The following is a 20,009-nucleotide window of genomic DNA, read 5'->3' on the forward strand; positions in this document are numbered from 1 at the left end:
AAAGGCCTGAACGGATACAGAGCGGCAAGAAGCCCTCTAGGACAAGCTACAGTAGCAACGTAAGTGTCCCGCGGGTCTGTCCAGATTACAGTGGTTACGATACTTTAATAGTTCTATAGGATATATAACGGTAGCCAGAGCAGGGCTCACTAAACTTATCAACTTACTGGAAAAAAATATAAATAAAATAAACCTCGATGAATTTCATCGAGGTTTATTTTGGTGCAAATTTTTAATCTTAAACTCAAGTGAGTTAATTTTGTTTTTGAAGTCGCTACGGCTGATCCCCATTAAAAATGGGCATTACACTAATACCGAAGATATAACCTCAAAAATAGTACCCTGATAATCCGCTCAGCCAATGGGGGAAATCCAAGTACAAAGAAATCCTCATGAAGGGCTAGGCCACTGATAAGCTGCCCCACACATCTTCGTGTAAGTGCTGGGTATGTAAACTTTAGTTGTTAAAATGCACCTAAACAACACACAAAATTCCACATAATTTAAATACAAAATTTCATTAAGAAGCCGCAGCCCAATCCCCTAAATTTTCCTGACGTTAACATGTTTACGGCCATGCTCGTACTTGGGATTGGGAATAATGATGCGCAGGTTTTGCCGTAGCAAAATTGTATCATAGCAGAGTGGTGATGCAGTTGGGTGTTTCTATATCGAGCAATAATGACTTTTCGGAAATTATTTCCGAGGATCTATTTGGTGGCAATTTTTTAGCTCACAAATATACAGATATCGACGCGCAAAACATAGGTGAGTTGGTACGTGACCTGGGTGTTACCTCTTTAAGATATCCTGGAGGCACAATTACTGAACTATATTTTGATATCAGTGATCCGGACAACGACGCGAATAATGAGATGCCTGAAAATTGGTTAGGTCTTTCAGATTTTCAAAATTTTGCAGCGGAGCAAGGTCTTTCAATTAACATAGTCCTTCCAACTATGAACTTTCTATCCAGCTCCACGGATTTTGAAGGAAATAGATATGAGGAAGTAGACGAAAACCTTCTTCGTGAGTTTGTCGAAGCCACCGTTGCGGGGTACTACGGTGATGCTCAAATTAATTCGTTTGAAATCGGGAATGAGTATTGGCTTGCGCCAGGAATGACCTCCATTGAATATGGGCGCGTTGCGTCTCGCATGGCAAAAGTTCTTGATGAAGAATTAGAAAGGCTCTCAGATCAATACCCAGATGCCAATAACATAGATATTGTTGCCCAAATTGGATACAATTTTGGAAGTGCTAACTTTAGCGACGACTATGATGATAGCTACAACGGGACTGATATCCTTGATGACCTAAATTCAAAATACAATTTGGAATTAGGTCAAGAAGCCTTATTTCAATCTGGTGAGGTGAACTGGACTTATGTTCAGAACCTCCTTGTATTAAGTGAATTCAATGCGCACGAGCTATCATCAATTGATGGAGCTTCTCTGCACATATATAATGCTGATACTGTAGATGAAGATAGTTCAGAATTTCTCTTGTCTACTTACGAAAGAACATGGCTGGAAACTACTCCAAATCTTGAAACTTATGTGACGGAATGGAATCAAGAAACATCAAGTGAGTTTTTAGATAAATTCAATGATTATGGTTTATTTCAAGCGCAGGAAATATTGGAAACAATTGATGAGTTTGCAGACCATGGCGTGGATTATGCCGAAATATGGCCACTTTTACACAATACTCCAAATGCATTATCTCAAACATTAACCTATGAAGGTGATTTGACTCCTTCTGGCTTATTATTTTCGTATCTATCAGATGAACTTCCCGGAAAAAGTGCCATAGAACTTGTAAATTCCGAAGACGATCAGTCTTCGGATATCTTTTTATTTTACGGCGATGGTTCCGCAACCGTATTTGTTTCTGCAACTACTGAGGGGCAAAGTCAGATCGAAATAGACTTATCGAATATATTTGAATCTGTAAGCGAAGTTGAGGCTAAAGTCTTAACTTCTGCCATCATGGATGAGGCTGGGTCTCGATATGCTACTGGCCAATTCGATCAAGTGGATACAGATTCCCTTTTATCTGCAGCAAATATTTCAACGACACTCGACCACGGCGAAATTCTAGTCATAGAATTCAACGGTTATCAGCCAACTGATGAATTTTCATCTGTAATGGCGGAAATCGATAGTGAAATACAAGATGTGGCTGAAGTCTCACCAAGTACTGACTTAGAGGACATCATTCCAATTATTGAATCAGAATATGATGTGAATGACAGCGACAATGGCGAGGAAGATGATGACGATACTGATTTTGATATTGGTTTGTTGCTGATGCCGCTTTTACTGTTGGCAACTCTTGCTGGTATATAGAAGGAATTTAACGTGCTTGGATTATTAGCAATCTGTGTTTTAGGCCTCTGCGTAAGTGCAGTCTTTGATGACGGATTTGATGAGGACGAAGGGGCTAGTGACGCACTAGAAGATTCACCAATTAGCACAGAGGCCGACGGTGATGTTGACGCTGTGACCGAGGGTGACGTTGACGCTGTGACCGAGGGTGACGTTGGCGCTGAGACCGATGATTTTTCTGATACTGGCGCAAGCGCTGAGGCGGATCAGTATTATTTTGATGAATCTACGTCAACACATATAGTAAATATCTCGGAAGTTGAACTGGAGGGAAAAGACGTCGACCCGATATTTATAAACTTAAATCAGTCTACTGATTTACTAGACCTGCATCTTCCAGATTCTGCAGAAGGTAGTGTTACATTGAATATTGATTGGGCCGAGAACAGTTTAAATGATTCATGGACAAAGCTAAATTTTAACATTTCATACGCAGAAAATGGTTCTGAAGCTACATTGATTCAATTCGCGCCGATACTTTTAGAAAATATTTCAATAGGAGATGATGAAGTTTCTTTTGAAGAGTTTTTATTAGACGCAAATGATCATATTCTTTCAATAATAGAAGCCAACGTTGCAATTTATTGACGGGTCTGATGTTAATTCTATCTGTGGTTTCTGAGGGCTTTCGCTCGCTTGTTTTGCCCATTCAAATGATGGTTTTTTAACTATTAAGTGACTCAATATATTCTCTCTTACGATGCTGACGGACAGCCAATAAATTTTTCCAATGAACAGTTTAGAACTTCCGCGTTATTCGAGACTAAGAGTGGAAACCATAGTATAGCTATGGAGTTTGCAAAAATCTGCAACGCGCTCGTTGGCAGCGTTTGTCACGAAAACCTGCTTCAACTGACCCAATGCAGATTCTGTCAAACGGCCTTCCACTCTCACTTCAAGGGTTGTGCTCTAAAACATGGTATTATTTTCAATTTTATCACGGCTGTTTTTACGATTTAACTTTGTAGCATGAAATCCTACCACAGGCCTATTTCGCAAGAGTGCGCAACGTAAAAGTAAAAGCGCAGATAAAAGTTTAATAACTCTGCCCTCCCCAAAGAAGTTTGCAGGAGGGCAGCAGATTTTCAGGCAGAAATTAGCTCCTGTTGTGCAAAGAGCGATGAGTTAGCCAGCGCAAGTTCACACTCATGTGGATCAAGTGACCCTCGTCGCATTTGGTCATTTAGCTTTCTCTGATTAAATTGCCAACGTCCTGCTAAAATAAGTGATCCTGCGTTACGTCCCTCACCTAAAACCTCGGGCATCACACCAGAGAGCCGATATTTACGCAGCATAAACTTATCGAAAACAGCGACGAGCGTAGTAATTTCAAACTCTTGCAACAAACGTGCCGCACTCGCAATGAGCATAGGAGCGGTCCGAGGGTTTGCCGAAGGCGACAAACAAAAGCGAGTACATTCCCATGTTGTGGAGCTAATGATAGGGCCTCCCTCTAGCGCATTGGAAAAGTATTCGTTGATCATTGTTCTCCCCGTCGTTGGAAGAAGCCTTAGTGATCCAGCATGTTGTCCTTCATCATTTTCGACGATCACATATATCGGGTTTAGCGTGTCATATTGATCTCGTTCGTAGCCTCTCTTGTCAACGGCCACATCCCACTTAAGACGTTCAGAAAACTGGCTCGCGCGGTCTCTAAACATGGATTGGGCGAGGGTTGGTTGGAGCCAAAGGTCCGTACCAGAAATATATCTTATCATAGAGGCTCTCTTCGGTTAATGAGAAATCAAGCCTACAAATTCATAGTTAATAATATTAAAATGGTGAGTTTTGTGCATTTAAGATTTTTTTACCAATTTGTGTATTTTCCCCTGAAGATTGAACTGTTTTACGTTAGAGACACCGACCACTTCTGTTTGATTTAACATGTTGCCGCCACTCTAAGAGCGGCGGCATTTTCGGTTAGTCGAACAGAGGAAGCGCGACTTCAGCTGACAAACAGATAGTCACGCGATGCGATAATTTTGTCGCGTAATACTGGGGTGTCCTGTCCGACCGGCGCGCCTTTCCACTTTTTTTATTTAGCCAACGACCAGAACCGATTCCACATTGGATCGATCCATCAACGTCACGACAGCACTGGCTACATTGTTGAGCGGTGCGACGTTCTACGCATTAGAATCTAGAAGGATGATGTCAGTGTCTTTGTCTGGTGTTAGTGAACGCGGCGACGGCTGGAAGAGGCTAGGGAGCGGAAGTTATTCAGCGATCACATGTGATGGTTTCTTGTCCCGACCAAGATTGAGTGTATCTCAATGTACTCATACCCTGACCAAGCCCTGTATAAAAAGCGAACGTGGAATGAACAAATGGGCTATCTCTGCCCTCCGAAGGCAATGCTTTATCGCCGTAACTCAATCACATCGGCGCTAGATGCGGTCACATGCGCGGCCCAGCGATCCATGACAATTCGGCGGCGGTCTAGTAGGTCAGAGCGTGCATAGGCTCGTTCAACCCGCCCTTTGATCTGGTGCCCGAGAACTGTTTCGGCAACGTCCCAAGGCTGGTCTGTATCTTCTGCCCATGTTCGAAACGATGTGCGAAATCCGTGAGGCCGCCCAGCTTCATTCAAGGCGGCCAATTCCTTGCGCAACGCGGCCTCAGTGATGTGCCCCCCGCGCTTGCGGTAGGACGGGAAGAGAAACGAGTCATCGACTGAACGTGCGACCTCGGCAATGCGCAGCGCTTCGTCGCAAAGAGGCACGCGAAAATCCTGCACCGCATTGCGCATTCCCTTGATTCGATCGGCTGGAACAGTCCATACACTACCCTCGATTTCATCAAATCGCGCACCAAGACAGCCTGCCGACCTCACGCACGTCAACATCATCCACCGCAAGCACAGCTTAGGTGACGATACGCCTGCGATCGATCGATATAGGGCAGGGATGGCTTGCCATGGTGTTGCGGTCACGTTCTCCGTTTTGTGATCCACCTTTCCAAGCATCACACGTGCCGCATCCGCTACGAACGGCTTGCAGTCGTAACCCATGTATTCGGCTTGCTGAATTATGAATCGCGTCCGTTGCCACGCCTTGTTCGCAGTCGGGTGCTTGGTTTTCCAGATCGGGCGCAGCGTGTCAGCAATGTCTGTCTGGTGTATCTCGGATATTCTGTGCTGCCCCAACTTGGGTATGACGTGGACCCGTAATGGGCTGAACCACTTCCCCCGATCGCCATCGCCCCTCAAGCTGGCCTTGTGCGATTCAAAGACGATTTCCGCAATATCGGAAAACGTGGGGGCTTCCTTATTCAGGGCTGCCTGTTCGGCCTCTCGCTGGCGCTCTCTTTCGCTTATGGGGTCTTTGCCCGTAGCAAGAACCGCAGCCCATCCGTCACGCGCTGCACGCGCCGCTGACAGGCTCACGGCATCGAACGGACCTAACCCCATTTCGCGCACCCGCTTTAGGTAGCTGTAGCGCCATATCCAGTTGCCCCCTGACTTCGTTTTAATTAGGAAAAGGCCTCCTCCATCAAAGTGGCGACCGGGCTTCGCGTTCCGCACGTTTAGGGAAGTGAGTTTATTTTTCATTCTAACCCCCGAATTGACCCCCGAAGTGACTTGCGCCGCATAGGTCATCACTAACACACACTGCGACAAGAAAGTGGAGTAATCTCTATATTTTTAAGGGACTTTGCATCAAGCTGTGCACCATTGCAACGACCTGCGACTGGGACGCGATTTCTCTCGACCGCACCATTTACTTTCCAGTAAACTCCCTTTGCCCTTATAAATTAGCGGTTTAACAAAGGTTTAGGCATAGCCTTACACCCCCATTTCCCCCTAAGTTGACCAAGCATTACGAATAAATTACGAATAAGCGTATTCGTTTTTTATTTAGGTAGTGTTTCGTGGCGACATTTCCGAAGCTCGCAAATGGCAAGCATCAAGCTCAGATTTATGTGAACGGCACGCGCAAGTCGAGAACCTTTCGCCTGAAATCCGACGCCAAGGCTTGGGCTGATGATGAAGAGCATGCGCTGCGCCATGGGGCGAAGGCTGTCAGTAACTTCAAACTCTACGATGTGTTCGACAAATATGCCCGTGAGCATTCGCACAAAAAGCGTGGGGCACGGTGGGAAATCGTGCGGCTGGAAAAGCTAAAACGCGATCCAATTGCGCAGATCAAGCTCTCCGATTTAAAGCCGGTCCACTTTGCCGATTGGCGAGACGCGCAATTGCGCACCTTGGCCGCTGGTAGCGTTATCCGCGAAATGCAAATCATGAGTGTGGCCCTGAGCGTGGCGCGGCGTGAATGGGGCTGGATCGATGCCAATCCTTTGTCAGAGGTGCGCAAACCACCAAAGGCCCCCGCACGCGATCGCTTGGTTTCTCGCGATGAGATCAGCAAGCTTTTGGAGGTTGGCGGCACAGATCTGAGCAAAACGGCTGGCCGCACCATTCATGCCTTCGTTTTTGCGATCGAGACAGGCATGCGGGCAGGGGAGATCATTGGGCTGCATTGGGATGACATCAACCTCGATGGCCGTTTTTTGACGCTGCAAATGACCAAGAACGGAACCCGTCGCGATGTGCCGCTGTCTTCACATGCGATCGCGCTTTTGGAAGCGCTTCCCAAAGCTGATCCCGTCTTCGATCTCAAAAGCAGCGTCCTAGACACAACCTTCCGCCGCATCCGCGATCGCGCCAAAATCACAAACCTCACGTTCCACGATAGTCGCCACGAAGCAATCACGCGCCTTGCGAAAAAGCTAGACGTCCTCGCCCTGGCGCGGACTGTGGGTCATACCGATATTCGACAATTGCAGACCTATTATAACGAAACAGCGTCTGATTTGGCTAAGTTGTTGGATTGAGGCTGTGCGTTGGCGTGTTCGGCGGGTTGCAGACATTAGCTGCATTGTGCGTAAATTGCTGCAATGCGGGATTTGCCGCAGATCGCCGCTCTTCGTAGTTGGGGCAAACTCTGCTTTGATAGAAACATAGTTAGATCCGCCCGGAAAAATTGGAGTATGGAGCATGGAACTCGAATGGACGAAATCTGATTCGGAAAAGTTAGCGCAGCACTATCAGTCATTTATCTCAGGTCTTGAAGCAGAAACGCTCAAGGCGTTTACGCTGAAAGGTCTGGAACAATTTGCAACTTTTTCGAGTGTTTGTCGTGAAGCAACTGACGCCGCTATAGGTGTTTCAGATGCGTTAATAGAGAAGTTTGGGAATCCCATACTGCAGGAGAAATTGCTTTCCTTGATCGATGGTGAATTGCGTGATGGTCCGGCAGACATGATAGCGTCCTTCGAGAAGACAATCGAGCTGCAGAAACGAGTTGATGAAATGACGGTCCAAAGGGACGAGTTTATCAAGCAATACATGAGCTTGTTTGATGGTGTGCTATACGAAACTATCCGTGCAGCAAAAGCGCTCAACGCTAAGATAGAAGGCGACGGGGTGTTAATCGGTTTGGCAGAGTCAGCATTATTGGATGCTGCCGGGGGATTGATGCCGGGGTTGGGGACCGTGGATTTCATTAGACGCCGAGTTCTTAACCGGGCAAAGCACCTTCACGCGCAGTTGCAGAAAAGCGCGACTGTGGCTGACAGTTTCATGATTTTTTCTGAGTTTATGGAGCAGATTACAGAGCAAATGAAGACCGCAGCGATCACTGTTGTTGAAGACGCCGCCATTTTAGGAAATTTTGTGGAATTTGAGCTGCCAGCAAAGATCGCAGAACTGGATGCACTTAATAAATAGTAGAGCTTACTTAGTCGCGGACATTCTTTCTTGCTGCGGCATCGAGGAAATGGGCTCAAAGTTGCCGTTCGCCGCGCTTAGCACGAATGACCGGAATGGGCCGTTGATGTCGATCGACACAACGGGCGGGAAAGAGACTTTCGCTGCGGTAGCGAAACAATCAATAGCAACGAAAAAGCAGTCATTCAGTCGAAATGTTAAAACGCCCTTCCTTCCAGCGGTTTTGGTGGGCGACACCTGAATATCCGGCGCTGACCCGCGCCGTGAAAACATTTCTATCGGTGACTAAGGCCAGCTTTATGAAATAAAGCACCAAATCGCGTCGTGATCGGACAGAGGCTTTCCGTCTTTTGCCACTGCAGGGATAAGCGCTTTGTCTACGAATGAAACCCCACGCAGAGCGAACCAATCGAGCTTCATTTGGCGTGTGGGATGAGGCGTGATCAAACTGGGGCGGGTGGTGATACCGGCGGGTGTCGCATCCCAATCATAATCGCGCGCCTCTGCATTGGCGAAAAGGGTTTCATTACGCCAGTCAAAATCCGGCGGCAGATGGTTGCCGGTGTTGAGATCGCCGCCAATGATGACCGGCAATCCCGGTGCAAAGGCATCGATCGCATCCATCAAGCGATCAAACTGGCCCGCGCGGTGATCTGCGTCAGCATTGCTTTCCAAATGGGTCGAGACCACACAGACCGCCCCCGTTTGACGCGGCACAATCGCTGCCAGCGCCATGCGTCCACCCACACGGGGTTGGCTTAGATCCGCGTCCAGCTCATCAGTCGAAAACCAGTGGCCATGATCATCAAGCCGGATCATTGTCACGGCATCGAACGCCACAGTGCTCAGAATGGCATTGCCATGCCAGCCACGGGCGTTGCAATCATCGGTGCAAAAGGCGCGCTCTGTCGCCCCGCCGAGATCAAGTTCCAGAAATTCAACACCAAAAGCATAGGTCATGTTGAGCGCCTCCGCCATGTCAGCGGTGGTGTGGTTTTGGCTGGTGCGCGCCATGCCGTGATCAACCTCGGACAGCAAAACAACATCCGGCGCAAACGGCGCCAGCAAGGCGGCGTTCTCATCAGGAAACAGCCCGCGTTCAACGTTCCACGCCACGACGGACAGTTCAGCAGGAAGCACTGATCCAGACGCCGCGCCGCCGGTTTGAACTGCATTCATTGCTGGCAACGACTCAAGCAAATCGCGGTGCGCAACTGCTGTGCGGGGCGCAGCAAGAATTCGAGCTTTGTCTGCCTTAGTGACGAGCGGAAGCTCGGACAGGGATGTCATGACAGTCGTGCCCCTGTGTCTTTTCCGAACAAAGACACAGCATTTTGCTTCAGCGACACATGCAACACACCGGGACGTACCTCATTGTCTTTGCTGACATAAACGCTCAACGGATGACCACCCAAAGTGCCGTGCAACAACCGATGCGCGCCGAGTTCTTCCACAAGGCTTACCTCGATTTTCATCTGCCCTGCGGCATCGGGAATGATGTCTTCGGGCCGAATGCCAACGGTGACAGGGCCTGCGGGATGATCAAGGTTTTGCGCCACGACCAAATCGCCGATACGCACTTGGCCATCCGTAATGGTGCCCTCCATCAGGTTCATCGGTGGCGCGCCCATGAAAGAGGCCACGAATGTGGTCGCAGGCCTGTTGTAGACCTCGAAAGGCGTGCCGATTTGTTCAATATTGCCCGCATTCATCACGATAATACGATCGGCCATGGTCATGGCTTCGACCTGATCGTGGGTCACGTACACTGCTGTTACGCCCAAGCGACGTTGCAGGGCTTTGATCTCGATCCGCATCTGATTGCGCAGTTTGGCGTCAAGGTTGGACAAAGGTTCGTCGAACAAAAACAGTTCAGGATCACGCACAATCGCGCGCCCCATAGCAACACGTTGACGTTGGCCGCCAGACAGTTGGCTGGGCTTGCGATCAAGATAGTCGTCAAGGTTCAATAAAGCGGATGCTTCGGCCACTTTGCGGTTGATTTCAGCCTTGGCAATCTTGCGGTTTTGCAAGCCGTAACCGATGTTTTTACGCACTGTCATATGAGGATAGAGCGCGTAGTTTTGAAACACCATCGCGATATCGCGATCGGCAGGATCAAGATCGTTCACCCTTCGCTCGCCGATGTGTAAATCACCGGTTGAGATGTCTTCCAAGCCTGCGATCATTCGCAGCATCGAAGATTTGCCGCAGCCAGAGGGGCCGACAAGCACCACAAATTCGCCATCGGGGATATCGAAACTTGCAGGTTTCACGGCCTTAGCGCCGTTTGGGTAGACCTTAGAGATCTGGGACAGAGTGACCTGAGCCATAAAAATTTCCTTATTTATCCGATTCCGTCAAACCTTTGACGAACCAGCTTTGGAAGAAGACAACGACGAGAACGGGGGGCAAAATCGCGATGAGCGCCAACATATTGGACCGCCCGTATTCCGGCAGTGTGGTGCCTTCTTGTGACTGAGCGATTTGTTTGATCCCACGCACAAGCGTGAACATATCTTCATCGGTGGTGATCATGGTGGGCCACAAATATTGGTTCCAGCCATAGACGAACATGATGATGAACATTGCGGCGATCATTGTCTGGGACAAAGGCACCAAAATATCGATGAAAAACTTGACCGGCCCTGCCCCGTCTATGCGCGCTGCTTCGACGAGCTCTTCAGGGATTGAGCGGAAAAACTGACGAAAAAAGAACGTCGCAGTAGCAGAGGCAATCAGCGGCACTATCAAGCCGTGAAAGGTGTTGAGCATGCCAAGCTTTTGCACGATCTCGTAAGACGGCAAGATCCGCACTTCGAGCGGCAAAAGCAGCGTGGTGAAAATGATCCAAAACGCCAAAGTGGCAAAGCGCATGCGAAAATACACGATCGCATAGGCGGCCATCATGCCCAGCACGATTTTACCTGCAGCAAAGCCAAGCCCAAGGATCAACGAGTTGATCAACATACGCAGGCCAGTGTTGTCACCCGCAAAACCATCGGCCTTGAACATGGCTTTCATAAAGTTGTCGTCAAGCTGATCACCGATCATCAGACTTGGGCCGGTTTTCATGTTGATCAGATCGGCCACGGTGGTCATTTGCAGTAACATCAAAACCGGCACGATCATAAAGGCGGCCCCAATGATCAAGACACTATGGTCAAGCACCACAGACAGCTTGAGGCGGCGACGGGGGGAAGTGTTGGTCGTCATAATCTGCCCTTACGTATAATGGATGCGGCGTTCAACGAGCCGGAATTGCACAACAGTCATCGCCAAAACGAGCACCATCAAAATGACCGATTGCGCAGACGATCCACCAAGGTCATTGCCACGGAACCCATCAACGTAGATTTTATAAACAAGGGTCATCGGGTTATTGCCCGGCTCGCCTTTAACCACGGTGTCGATAATGCCAAAGGTGTCGAACAGCGAATAGGTGATGTTGGTGATCAGCAAAAAGAACCCTGTTGGTGCCAGCAAAGGAAATGTCACATCCCAAAAGCGGCCAGAGGCGGATCTGTTGTCGATCATCGCAGCTTCGCGCACGGATTTGGGGATGGATTGCAGACCTGACAGGAAAAAGATGAAGTTGACCGGAATTTGCTTCCAAACCGCGATCAGAACCATCGCAAAGGCGGTGTCATAGTAGTTGACCCCCAACGCGAAGTCCCAGCCAAAAAACTTAAACAGATCCGTAAGCGGCCCCCAGCTTTGGTTGAACAAAATGATGCCGATCACACCGGCCACAGGCGGGGCCACGGCGTAGACCCACATCAAAAGCGTGCGGTATGTTTTGGCGCCGCGCAGCACTTTGTCCGCTTTCACAGCAAACAACAAAGCGATGCTGAGAGACAAAATTGTGACCAGCAACGTGAATGAAACGGTGAACATCGCAGCACGACCATAGGCCGGCAAATGGAACAACGATGTGTAGTTTTCGATCCCGACAAATGTTTCCCCAAAACCAAATGGGTCTTGCAGGAAAAACGATGACCTGAGCGCGTGAATGGCAGGCCAGTAAAAGAAAATACCGATGATGACGACCTGCGGCACAAGCAACAAAATCGGCAACCAACGATTGGCAAAAACGGCGCGTTTCATGGGGATCCTTCCGAAAACGCTGATGGCCGCGAAAGGCGGCCATCAGGTTGATATGTGCGATGTTTAGTTCGCTTGTGTTTTTGCAAAGCGTGCAAGCAAGGCGTTTGCTTCTGTTTCGATGGTTGCAAAACCGTCGTCTACAGAGGTTTCATCACCCAAGATGCGACCGAATTCACGGTTCATCACGTCACGGATTTGAACGTAGAAGCCCATGCGGTAGCCTTTGGTGTATTCGCCAGCAGGCAAAGACAACTGCTTGATGCCAACTTCGGCAGCAGGTTTACGGTCGTAGTAACCGTCTTCTTTTGCCATGTCGTAGGCTGCAACTGTGACTGGCACATAGCCTGTTTCACGGTGCCACATGTACTGAACTTCAGGCGATGTAAGGTATTGAAAGAACGCAGCTGTCGCTTTGTTTTCTTCAGCAGATTTACCAGACATCGCGAACAAAGCAGCGCCACCGATGAATGTTTGCTTAGGCTCCGTTGTGACAGATTTCCAGTAAGGCAGGTAGGTCGCAGAGAATTCAAATGGCAGGTCCAATTGGGACAGGCCGCCGAATGAGCCAGAAGAACCAAGCCAGATCGCGACTTTACCTTCTTCGAAAGGTTTTTGGTTGTCGTTCCAGCCAGCGCCGAACCATGCGTAATAGCCTTCGTCAAGCCATTCTTTCACATGTGTCCAGTGCATCTTGATCTCAGGGGCGTTGATTAAGATTTCGGTGTCTGTGCCAGTGTAGCCATTGTCGTTTGTGGCGTATGGCAGGTTGTGGCGAGACATGAAGTTCTCGGCAAAGATCCAAGGTGAGTGCGACTGTGCCAAAGGTGTGTAGCCGGCTTTAACAAGCGCAGGCGCTGTCACAGTTTCAAACTCTTCCCATGTTTTTGGCGCTTCAACACCAGCAGCTTCCATCGCTTGCATGTTGTAGTACATGATAGGGGAAGATGAATTGAACGGCATGCCGATCATTTTGTCATCGCTGTCCGCGTAAAAGTAACGCACACCAGAAATGTAGTCGTTGATGTCGAAATCAACGCCATTCTCAGTCAGCAAATCTTGCACAGGAACAGTCGCCCCTTTTGCGCCGATCACAGTGGCCGCACCAGCATCGAACACTTGCAAGATGTTTGGCTGTTCGCCTGCGCGGAAGGCTGCGATTCCCGCGGTCAGGGCTTCTTCATATGTGCCTTTGAAAGCAGGTGTGATTTTGTATTCAGATTGGCTGGCGTTAAAGTCAGTTGCGATCTGGTTTACAGTTTCACCCAGGGCGCCGCCCATAGCGTGCCACCAAGAAATTTCTGTTTGTGCGAATGCGCCATTTGCCACAACGGACAGGGCAGCAGCGCCAAGGATTGATAGGCGGGTCATAGAATAGCTCCAGTTTGATCGATACCCTGATGGGCATAGAAAATTAGCGGCACGGCCAAAAGAAAGGCACGCGCCTACAGCAGGCAGGACCAGTCGGCCCCGCCGTTTTGGTTCTCAACTAATGAAGCAGATTGCTTTCTGCTCGTGCGGCGATACGCATAAGCGGTGTTTATGGGGGCTATGTAACGGCGATATGAATGTTATGTAACGGTTGTGTTCTTTCGTGATTTTTGGATTAGATGACAATCCACCCCATGACAAAGAGTAGATCGTCAACACGATCGAGCGTGAGGCGGCATCAAATCAGAATGGGAAATTGCTCACCAAATACCAATACACTCTCGTCGCAAATCACCCAATTTGGATCCAGAGGCGCTGACGTCAGACACAGTCGCCAATCGAGCAGGTTTGCGCTCAAGAAGACCGATGGCCCATGGGTCGACCCGATCAGGGTTCACTTTCATTTGCCGCAATCGCGCTGTCATGCCGGTCACTAAAAGACGCCGAATGTAGCGGTCGCCCATTTTTGTAATCCGCCCTAATCTTTCCTTTCCGCCGCTGGACAAATTCAATGGTGTCAAACCTAACCATGCCGCGAATTGCCGACCATTCTTGAACTGCTTAGCGTCGCCAACTGTGGCAACAATGGCTGACGCGGTGACGGGCCCAACGCCTGGGATCGTGCGCAACAGCATAACGCGTTTGTCCAGTTTCGAATGAAGCCGCATGCGTATCTCGTACCAAGGGAACCTTAGATGCATCGCGATAAGTTGGTGGCTGAGTTGTCTCAGAACATCGACTGAGATCTGTGGTAGGGCGGGTTTCTCTCCTTCGAGAACACCTTTCGCGTATTTGACCGCTGCTCCAGTTCCTTGTGGAATGATGACACCAAACTCGGCCAGCAGGCTGCGAAGCATGTTGCTCAGTTGCGTTCGCTGCCTGACGATCAAATCGCGCGCGATGCGGGAATAATACGGCTTGCTGTTCCTCAGACTTGGGCGCAACAAGCCGCATCGTCGGGCGTGTTACCGCTTCACAGATAGCTTCAGCATCATTGGCGTCAGACTTGCCGCGTTTGACATAAGGCTTCACATAATTGGCCGGGATCAACCTAACATCGTGCCCAAGCTTGGTGAGTTCTCGCGCCCAATAGTGGCTGGACCCGCATGCCTCCATGCCGATCAGACAGGGTTCCAATTTGGTGAAGAACTGCATGAGTCGCGAACTCTGCTGCCGTTCGATTTCGTTGTGCGAATGTCTGGCTCGATGGTTGGTTTCTGGTTAAATATCCATGTTGCATCTGTATCATGCAGAAAGGCCGTCTTTGAAAACCTGTTAATGCTGTGAACAAGCTTAGTTTGGTTATTTATCCGATCCGTCCCAAAATAAGATCGGCACATCGATCTCCCAGCATCATAGCAGGTGCGTTCGTGTTGCCGGCGTTGATGTTTGGCACTGCTGACATGTCGCAAACCCGCAAACCGTCGATACCACGCACACGCATTTGCGCATCCAACACTGCCATCTTGTCGCCATCGGCACCCATTTTTGCTGTGCCGGCAGGGTGGTAGTTGGTTTTCACAAAGCGTTTGCAGTGGGCAGTCAGTGCCCTGTCTGAGGTGTCATTTGGGGTCGGCACAACAACCTTCTTTATGTGCTCCGCGAGTGGCTCAGCCTCCATTGCTCTCAAGAAAAAACGTTGCCCAGCAACCATCGCCGCCATATCAGTCGGATCTTTAAGTAAATTTGGAGAGACTAAGGGCATATCGTTTGGATGAGATGACGCCAGCCGCACTTCGCCACGTGACTTGGGTTTTACAACAACGGTCGTGATCGTAACGCCGTAACCGTCCTTCATTTCTACTTTCGCATCCCGGTCGAGATACACAATTGGCACGAAGAACGCTTGGATCGAGGGAGGTTCCTTTGGGTTGTCAGGGTTCACAAAAGCCCCTGCCTCGACACCCGCAGACGTGACAGGACCAGACCCAAACATTTTGAATTGCAGGCCGTTGCGGATCATCCGCCAACCAACACCCTGCTTGTAATAGCCGTAGCGCCCATTGGCATAAGCCGTGATCGGTACCTCCGGATGATCGATCAAATTCTGTCCTACGCCAGCAAGATCCGCCTTCACCTCAATGCCGTGTTCCGTAAGATGTGCCCCTGGACCAATCCCTGAAAGCATCAACAGCTTAGGCGTCACCAACGCACCCGCAGCCAAAACAATCTCACGCCTCGCGCGAACTTCGTGGGTGCCCGACACATCACGGTATGTCGCGCCAACCGCGCGGCCGTCCTCAATAATAATCTGGTCTACCTGTGCTCCCAACTTCAAAGTCAGTCGCGGGTTCTTTAGCTGCGGCGAGATAAACGCATATGCCGCCGAGCTGCGTTTCCCTTTGCGATTAGTGAACTGGTAAAAGCCAACACCACGCTGGGTCGACCCGTTAAAGTCAGGGTTAAGCGGCTCGCCCAAGGACTGCACAGCCTGCACAAACCAACGTGACGTATCATCAATATGACCAGGATCTGAAACCTGCAAAGGCCCATCAACACCGTGCAAGTCATTGGCCAACCGATTGTTGCTCTCCACGCGTATGAAATGTGGCAGTACATCTTTCCACCCCCAGCCGACCCCGTCGTTATTCCCACGCAAAATCTCGTTCCATTGGTCATAGTCATCAGGACGCCCACGCATATAAACCTGCGCATTCACCGACGACCCACCACCCAGAACATTGCCTTGGGGGATGTCATGTACGCGTCCGTCCAAATGCGCCTGCGGTGTTGTGCGATGATAGCGCATGAACTTAGAGCCATTGATCATCTTGAAAATACCCGGCGGCATGTCGAGCAACGGGTGACGGTTCGAGTGACCAGCCTCAAGCAACAACACCGTGCCGCCACTATCAGCAACCAATCGCGCAGCAGCCACACAGCCCGCAGAACCTCCACCTATGACGATATAATCGTACTCGGTCATCGCTCTTATCCTATGATGTAAATGTGGTGCGCACATGCTCCCATGCGGCATCAAGGTGGGACTTGAGCACCGCTTCTGCGGCATCGGGATCACGCTCCATAATGGCGCCTAAAATCGCTTCATGGGCGTGAAAATTCAGCTCATTACGCTCGGGCGATCGCAGCATTTTATCCCAATGCGGGGCGAGCCACGCGGTGTATCCCATATGTATCGCAGGAAAGATGGGGTTGTTGGGGATACGGTAAAGCACTCCGTGAAACGCAACATCAGTCTCGTAAAATGCCACAGAATTCGAGATCGCAGCTTCGTTGGCCGCGATCGCCGCTTTCAAATCAGCAATGTTATCCTTGGTTGCTGTAAGTGCGGCCTCGCGCACCAAACCCCGCTCAATAAACACGCGGCTGTCATATAGATTTTTGACATCGCCCGTTTCGGTCAACAGGTTCTGAACGATCTTGCCAGTGGCATTTAGCACCGTTTCATAGTCTGGCTTGCGTACAATCGGGCGATATCGCGGTTTACTCTCGATCAAGCCCCGGTTCGACAGCGCAATTATAGCTTCGCGGATAACCGTGCGACTCGCACCAAAGTCTTCCATCAAATCCCGCTCAGCTGGCAGAGGCGCACCATTCACCAACTTGCCAGAGAGAATTTGTTGCTCAAGTTGCGCGATCACTGGATCTGCAGCACGCGACTTGGCGCTATCGAGGTGAATATCAGTCAATTTCAAAACCCTTGGCGCTACTGCCCTTACATGGGCACTTAAATACAGTTTGAGCAGACCAAAAAAATCTGACGAACGCAAGATAAATCGAAATAGTGCCAAAAAATGGCTATTTTTTGCGATTTTAAGATTCTTGTTGACATGAAAATTGTCATGATCTTAGTTTGGTCCTACCAAAAATGGAGATTCTCATGTTCGACTTTCGCGCTATCAGTAAGAGCCATATCGATGGGCAGATGTTCATCGATGGGGCATGGCTGCCGAATGATCAGCGTGAAGTGATTGCCGTCGAAAACCCCGCAACCGAAGAAATCCTAGGCACTATTGTTGAGGGTACATCCCAAGACGCACTTGCCGCAGTCGCGGCTGCACATCGCGCACAACCTCGCTGGGCCGCACGTCCCGCCATTGAGCGAGCCGCTTTGATCACCAAACTCGCCGATGCTGTTATCGCCCAAAGCGAAGCTCTCGCGCGCCTCGTCACGCTCGAGCAGGGCAAGCCGTTGACTCAGGCACGCGGCGAAATCGGGGCTGTCGTGACCTTCCTCAAATACGCCGCGGGCAACGCCCGCCGTATCGAAGGCGACATCATTACCTCCGACAATGCCAATGAGGAAATCCACATTCGCAGGCATCCTTATGGTGTCGTAGTTGGGCTGACGTCCTGGAATTACCCCGCCGCATTGGCCGCTCGCAAGATGGGACCGGCATTGATCGCGGGCAACACGTTCGTCTTGCTCGCCCATGAAATCACTCCGTTTTCCGGCCTTGCACTTGCGCAATTGGCGTCAGAGGTCGGCTTCCCTGCTGGCGTTCTCAACGTCGTCACGGGACGCGGGCGCGTGGTCGGTCAAACTATGGTCGAAAGCCCGCTGACTGGGCTTGTCACAATGACAGGCAGCACCCGCGCAGGCCGTGAAATCTATCGCGCTGGTGCAGACGCGATCAAGGTTCTGCGGCTTGAACTTGGCGGTAAGGCACCCTTCATCGTAATGCAAGATGCCGATATTGATGCCGCAGTAAAGGCCGCTGTGACGGCACGTTTTACCAACAGTGGCCAGATTTGCACCTGCAATGAGCGCATGTATCTACACCGTGATATCGCGGATGAATTCCTTGCGAAATTTACCGCCTCCACCATGGCCCTCACAATTGGCGACCCACTCACGGATGTCGATATGGGACCAAAGGTCAGCGGACTTGAGGTCACCAAAGTTGCCGAGATCGTTGCGCGGGGCGTCGCTGACGGTGCAGAAATCTTGCTCGAAGGCGGTCCGCTTACGACTGGAAACTACGCCAAAGGTCACTGGTATGCGCCGACGGTTATCGAGGTGAAAAACAACACCTCGCCGTTGATGCATGAAGAGGTCTTTGGCCCCGTCGCAACAGCTTTGCGTGTGGACAGTCTCGACGAAGCCTTTGCCCATGCCAATGACACACAGCTTGGTCTGTCAGCATACCTTTTCACCAATTCGCTCAAAGACATTGCACGAGCGCCTTACGCGCTGAAGTGCGGCGAAATCTATATGAATCGCACGAATGGCGAAGCGATTCAGGGCTTTCACACTGGATGGGGTCAATCCGGCCTTGGCGGTGAGGACGGCAAATACGGGTTCGACGGATATTTGCGCAAGCAAACGACATATCTGAACTGGGGGTAACCCTATCAATCGCGCGAGGGGAGGAGCCCGAGTGCAACTTTGTGGAGGAACACAAACATGAAACGTAGAAATATCCTACTCGGTGCTACAGTGATTAGCCTTGGTCTATCATCCATGGCATTTGCCGAGGGTCTGCCCCCATTGGCGCAGCAAGACACCTATAAGGTCGGTTTTGCGCAGATGGAATCTAACAACCCTTGGCGCATCGCGGAATCCAAATCATTCGTTGATACCGCTGAAAGCTGTGGCTGGGAGCTCATTTCAACAGACGCTGCCGGCTCTGCCGCAAAGCAAGTTGCCGACGTTGAAAGTATGATCGCACAGGGCATCGACGTATTGTTCCTGCCTCCGCGCGAAGAAAAGCCACTGATCCCAGCCGTAAAACGCGCCCAAGCTGCGGGCATCCCAACATTCCTCGTGGATCGTTCGGTTGATCCAGCCGCGGCTGTGGCTGGTGTTGACTTCGTGGCCTTCCTTGGCTCCGATTTCATCAAGCAAGGACAGCAGGTCGCTGAATGGACTATCGCGAACTTCCAAGGCGAAAAAGGCGTGATCGTTGAGCTGGAAGGCACGACTGGCTCTTCACCAGCCAATGATCGCCGCACAGGTTTTGATGATGCAATCGCTGCTGATCCGCGTTTCGAAATTGTGGCCAGCCAAACTGGCGACTTTGCGCGCGATATGGGCCGTCAGGTCATGGAAACATTGTTGCAAGCGCACCCAAACGTGAACATCGTTTACGCCCACAATGACGAAATGGCGATCGGTGCGATCAAAGCACTTGAGCTTGCAGGTCGCAAGCCGGGCGAAGACGTTCTCGTCGTTTCTATCGACGGTACACGTGACGCGCTTCAGGCGATCCTCGACGGTAAAATGGGTGTGACAGTTGAAAGTTCGCCGTTCTTTGGTCCGCTCGCGTGTGACACCATGAAGCGTTACGCCGCCGGCGAAACGATTGAGCCTTGGGTTCAGGTCAGTGACCGAATTTTCACAATCGATAATGCAGCCGACAACATCGACGCAGCATATTAAGCACCTGTTT

At 50.3% G+C, this 20,009-nt stretch carries 15 protein-coding genes and 1 pseudogene; 6 read left to right on the forward strand and 10 right to left on the reverse strand.

Going from position 1 to position 20,009, the window contains the following annotated elements; all coding sequences use genetic code 11:
- Positions 1 to 650: 650 nt before the first annotated feature.
- The gene (locus BM025_RS16540) at positions 651 to 2,351 is read left to right on the forward strand and encodes a hypothetical protein (protein WP_085850626.1); all 1,701 of its coding nucleotides are present in this window, start codon (positions 651 to 653) and stop codon (positions 2,349 to 2,351) included.
- A gap of 12 nt (positions 2,352 to 2,363) precedes the next feature.
- Positions 2,364 to 2,978, forward strand: coding sequence for a hypothetical protein (locus BM025_RS16545; protein ID WP_085850625.1), 615 nt, complete (start codon positions 2,364 to 2,366; stop codon positions 2,976 to 2,978).
- Between the two features lie 497 nt (positions 2,979 to 3,475).
- On the opposite strand, the gene BM025_RS16550 is transcribed toward BM025_RS16545, so the two are convergent.
- A complete protein-coding gene (locus tag BM025_RS16550; RefSeq protein ID WP_085850624.1) occupies positions 3,476 to 4,108 on the reverse strand; it encodes an acyl-homoserine-lactone synthase in 633 nt (210 codons plus the stop codon).
- A gap of 641 nt (positions 4,109 to 4,749) precedes the next feature.
- A complete protein-coding gene (locus tag BM025_RS16560) occupies positions 4,750 to 5,988 on the reverse strand; it encodes a tyrosine-type recombinase/integrase (RefSeq protein ID WP_342027567.1) in 1,239 nt (412 codons plus the stop codon).
- A gap of 272 nt (positions 5,989 to 6,260) precedes the next feature.
- Between BM025_RS16560 and BM025_RS16565 the strand changes: the two genes are divergently transcribed.
- Positions 6,261 to 7,226: a tyrosine-type recombinase/integrase gene (locus tag BM025_RS16565; RefSeq protein WP_085850622.1), complete on the forward strand. Its 966-nt coding sequence runs from the start codon at positions 6,261 to 6,263 to the stop codon at positions 7,224 to 7,226.
- 163 nt (positions 7,227 to 7,389) lie between these two features.
- Complete coding sequence (locus BM025_RS16570; protein ID WP_085850621.1) at positions 7,390 to 8,121, forward strand: hypothetical protein; 732 nt, start codon at positions 7,390 to 7,392, stop codon at positions 8,119 to 8,121.
- A gap of 297 nt (positions 8,122 to 8,418) precedes the next feature.
- Here the strand turns inward: BM025_RS16570 and BM025_RS16580 are convergent, their stop codons facing one another.
- The 8 genes and pseudogenes from BM025_RS16580 to BM025_RS16615 form a co-directional block, all read right to left on the reverse strand.
- The gene (locus BM025_RS16580) at positions 8,419 to 9,411 is read right to left on the reverse strand and encodes an endonuclease/exonuclease/phosphatase family protein (RefSeq protein ID WP_085850619.1); all 993 of its coding nucleotides are present in this window, start codon (positions 9,409 to 9,411) and stop codon (positions 8,419 to 8,421) included.
- Positions 9,408 to 10,454 (reverse strand): ABC transporter ATP-binding protein, encoded by a 1,047-nt coding sequence (locus BM025_RS16585; protein ID WP_085850618.1) that lies wholly within the window; start codon positions 10,452 to 10,454, stop codon positions 9,408 to 9,410. Before BM025_RS16585 ends, BM025_RS16580 begins: the two co-directional genes overlap by 4 nt.
- 10 nt (positions 10,455 to 10,464) lie before the next feature.
- Positions 10,465 to 11,337, reverse strand: coding sequence for an ABC transporter permease subunit (locus BM025_RS16590; RefSeq protein ID WP_085850617.1), 873 nt, complete (start codon positions 11,335 to 11,337; stop codon positions 10,465 to 10,467).
- Between the two features lie 9 nt (positions 11,338 to 11,346).
- Positions 11,347 to 12,228, reverse strand: coding sequence for an ABC transporter permease subunit (locus tag BM025_RS16595; protein WP_085850616.1), 882 nt, complete (start codon positions 12,226 to 12,228; stop codon positions 11,347 to 11,349).
- 63 nt (positions 12,229 to 12,291) lie between these two features.
- A complete protein-coding gene (locus tag BM025_RS16600) occupies positions 12,292 to 13,596 on the reverse strand; it encodes an extracellular solute-binding protein (protein ID WP_085850615.1) in 1,305 nt (434 codons plus the stop codon).
- Between the two features lie 383 nt (positions 13,597 to 13,979).
- Positions 13,980 to 14,805, reverse strand: a pseudogene (locus tag BM025_RS19770) (IS110 family RNA-guided transposase); the annotation flags it as partial.
- A gap of 157 nt (positions 14,806 to 14,962) precedes the next feature.
- Positions 14,963 to 16,582 (reverse strand): GMC family oxidoreductase, encoded by a 1,620-nt coding sequence (locus tag BM025_RS16610; RefSeq protein ID WP_085850614.1) that lies wholly within the window; start codon positions 16,580 to 16,582, stop codon positions 14,963 to 14,965.
- A gap of 10 nt (positions 16,583 to 16,592) precedes the next feature.
- Positions 16,593 to 17,306 (reverse strand): FCD domain-containing protein, encoded by a 714-nt coding sequence (locus BM025_RS16615; RefSeq protein WP_244515887.1) that lies wholly within the window; start codon positions 17,304 to 17,306, stop codon positions 16,593 to 16,595.
- A 191-nt stretch (positions 17,307 to 17,497) separates the two neighbouring features.
- On the opposite strand from BM025_RS16615, the gene BM025_RS16620 reads away from it, so the two are divergent.
- Together BM025_RS16620 and BM025_RS16625 are read left to right on the forward strand one after the other, a co-directional pair.
- Positions 17,498 to 18,967, forward strand: a complete 1,470-nt coding sequence (locus BM025_RS16620) for an aldehyde dehydrogenase family protein (protein ID WP_211753583.1) — start codon at positions 17,498 to 17,500, stop codon at positions 18,965 to 18,967.
- A gap of 57 nt (positions 18,968 to 19,024) precedes the next feature.
- Positions 19,025 to 19,999, forward strand: coding sequence for an ABC transporter substrate-binding protein (locus BM025_RS16625; protein ID WP_085850613.1), 975 nt, complete (start codon positions 19,025 to 19,027; stop codon positions 19,997 to 19,999).
- The last annotated feature ends 10 nt before the right edge of the window (positions 20,000 to 20,009 follow it).

Origin of the sequence: Pacificibacter marinus, assembly GCF_900109555.1 — a bacterium.
GTDB lineage: Bacteria > Pseudomonadota > Alphaproteobacteria > Rhodobacterales > Rhodobacteraceae > Celeribacter > Celeribacter marinus_C.

What these genes read in the sequence shown, in the direction of transcription:
- BM025_RS16540 (WP_085850626.1), top strand. Translation starts at nt 651, where the DNA reads ATGCAGTTGGGTGTTTCTATATCGAGCAATAATGACTTTTCGGAAATT.
- BM025_RS16550 (WP_085850624.1), bottom strand. Translation starts at nt 4,108, where the DNA reads ATGATAAGATATATTTCTGGTACGGACCTTTGGCTCCAACCAACCCTC.
- BM025_RS16560 (WP_342027567.1), bottom strand. Translation starts at nt 5,988, where the DNA reads ATGACCTATGCGGCGCAAGTCACTTCGGGGGTCAATTCGGGGGTTAGA.
- BM025_RS16570 (WP_085850621.1), top strand. Translation starts at nt 7,390, where the DNA reads ATGGAACTCGAATGGACGAAATCTGATTCGGAAAAGTTAGCGCAGCAC.
- BM025_RS16580 (WP_085850619.1), bottom strand. Translation starts at nt 9,411, where the DNA reads ATGACATCCCTGTCCGAGCTTCCGCTCGTCACTAAGGCAGACAAAGCT.
- BM025_RS16585 (WP_085850618.1), bottom strand. Translation starts at nt 10,454, where the DNA reads ATGGCTCAGGTCACTCTGTCCCAGATCTCTAAGGTCTACCCAAACGGC.
- BM025_RS16590 (WP_085850617.1), bottom strand. Translation starts at nt 11,337, where the DNA reads ATGACGACCAACACTTCCCCCCGTCGCCGCCTCAAGCTGTCTGTGGTG.
- BM025_RS16595 (WP_085850616.1), bottom strand. Translation starts at nt 12,228, where the DNA reads ATGAAACGCGCCGTTTTTGCCAATCGTTGGTTGCCGATTTTGTTGCTT.
- BM025_RS16600 (WP_085850615.1), bottom strand. Translation starts at nt 13,596, where the DNA reads ATGACCCGCCTATCAATCCTTGGCGCTGCTGCCCTGTCCGTTGTGGCA.
- BM025_RS16610 (WP_085850614.1), bottom strand. Translation starts at nt 16,582, where the DNA reads ATGACCGAGTACGATTATATCGTCATAGGTGGAGGTTCTGCGGGCTGT.
- BM025_RS16620 (WP_211753583.1), top strand. Translation starts at nt 17,498, where the DNA reads ATGTTCGACTTTCGCGCTATCAGTAAGAGCCATATCGATGGGCAGATG.
- BM025_RS16625 (WP_085850613.1), top strand. Translation starts at nt 19,025, where the DNA reads ATGAAACGTAGAAATATCCTACTCGGTGCTACAGTGATTAGCCTTGGT.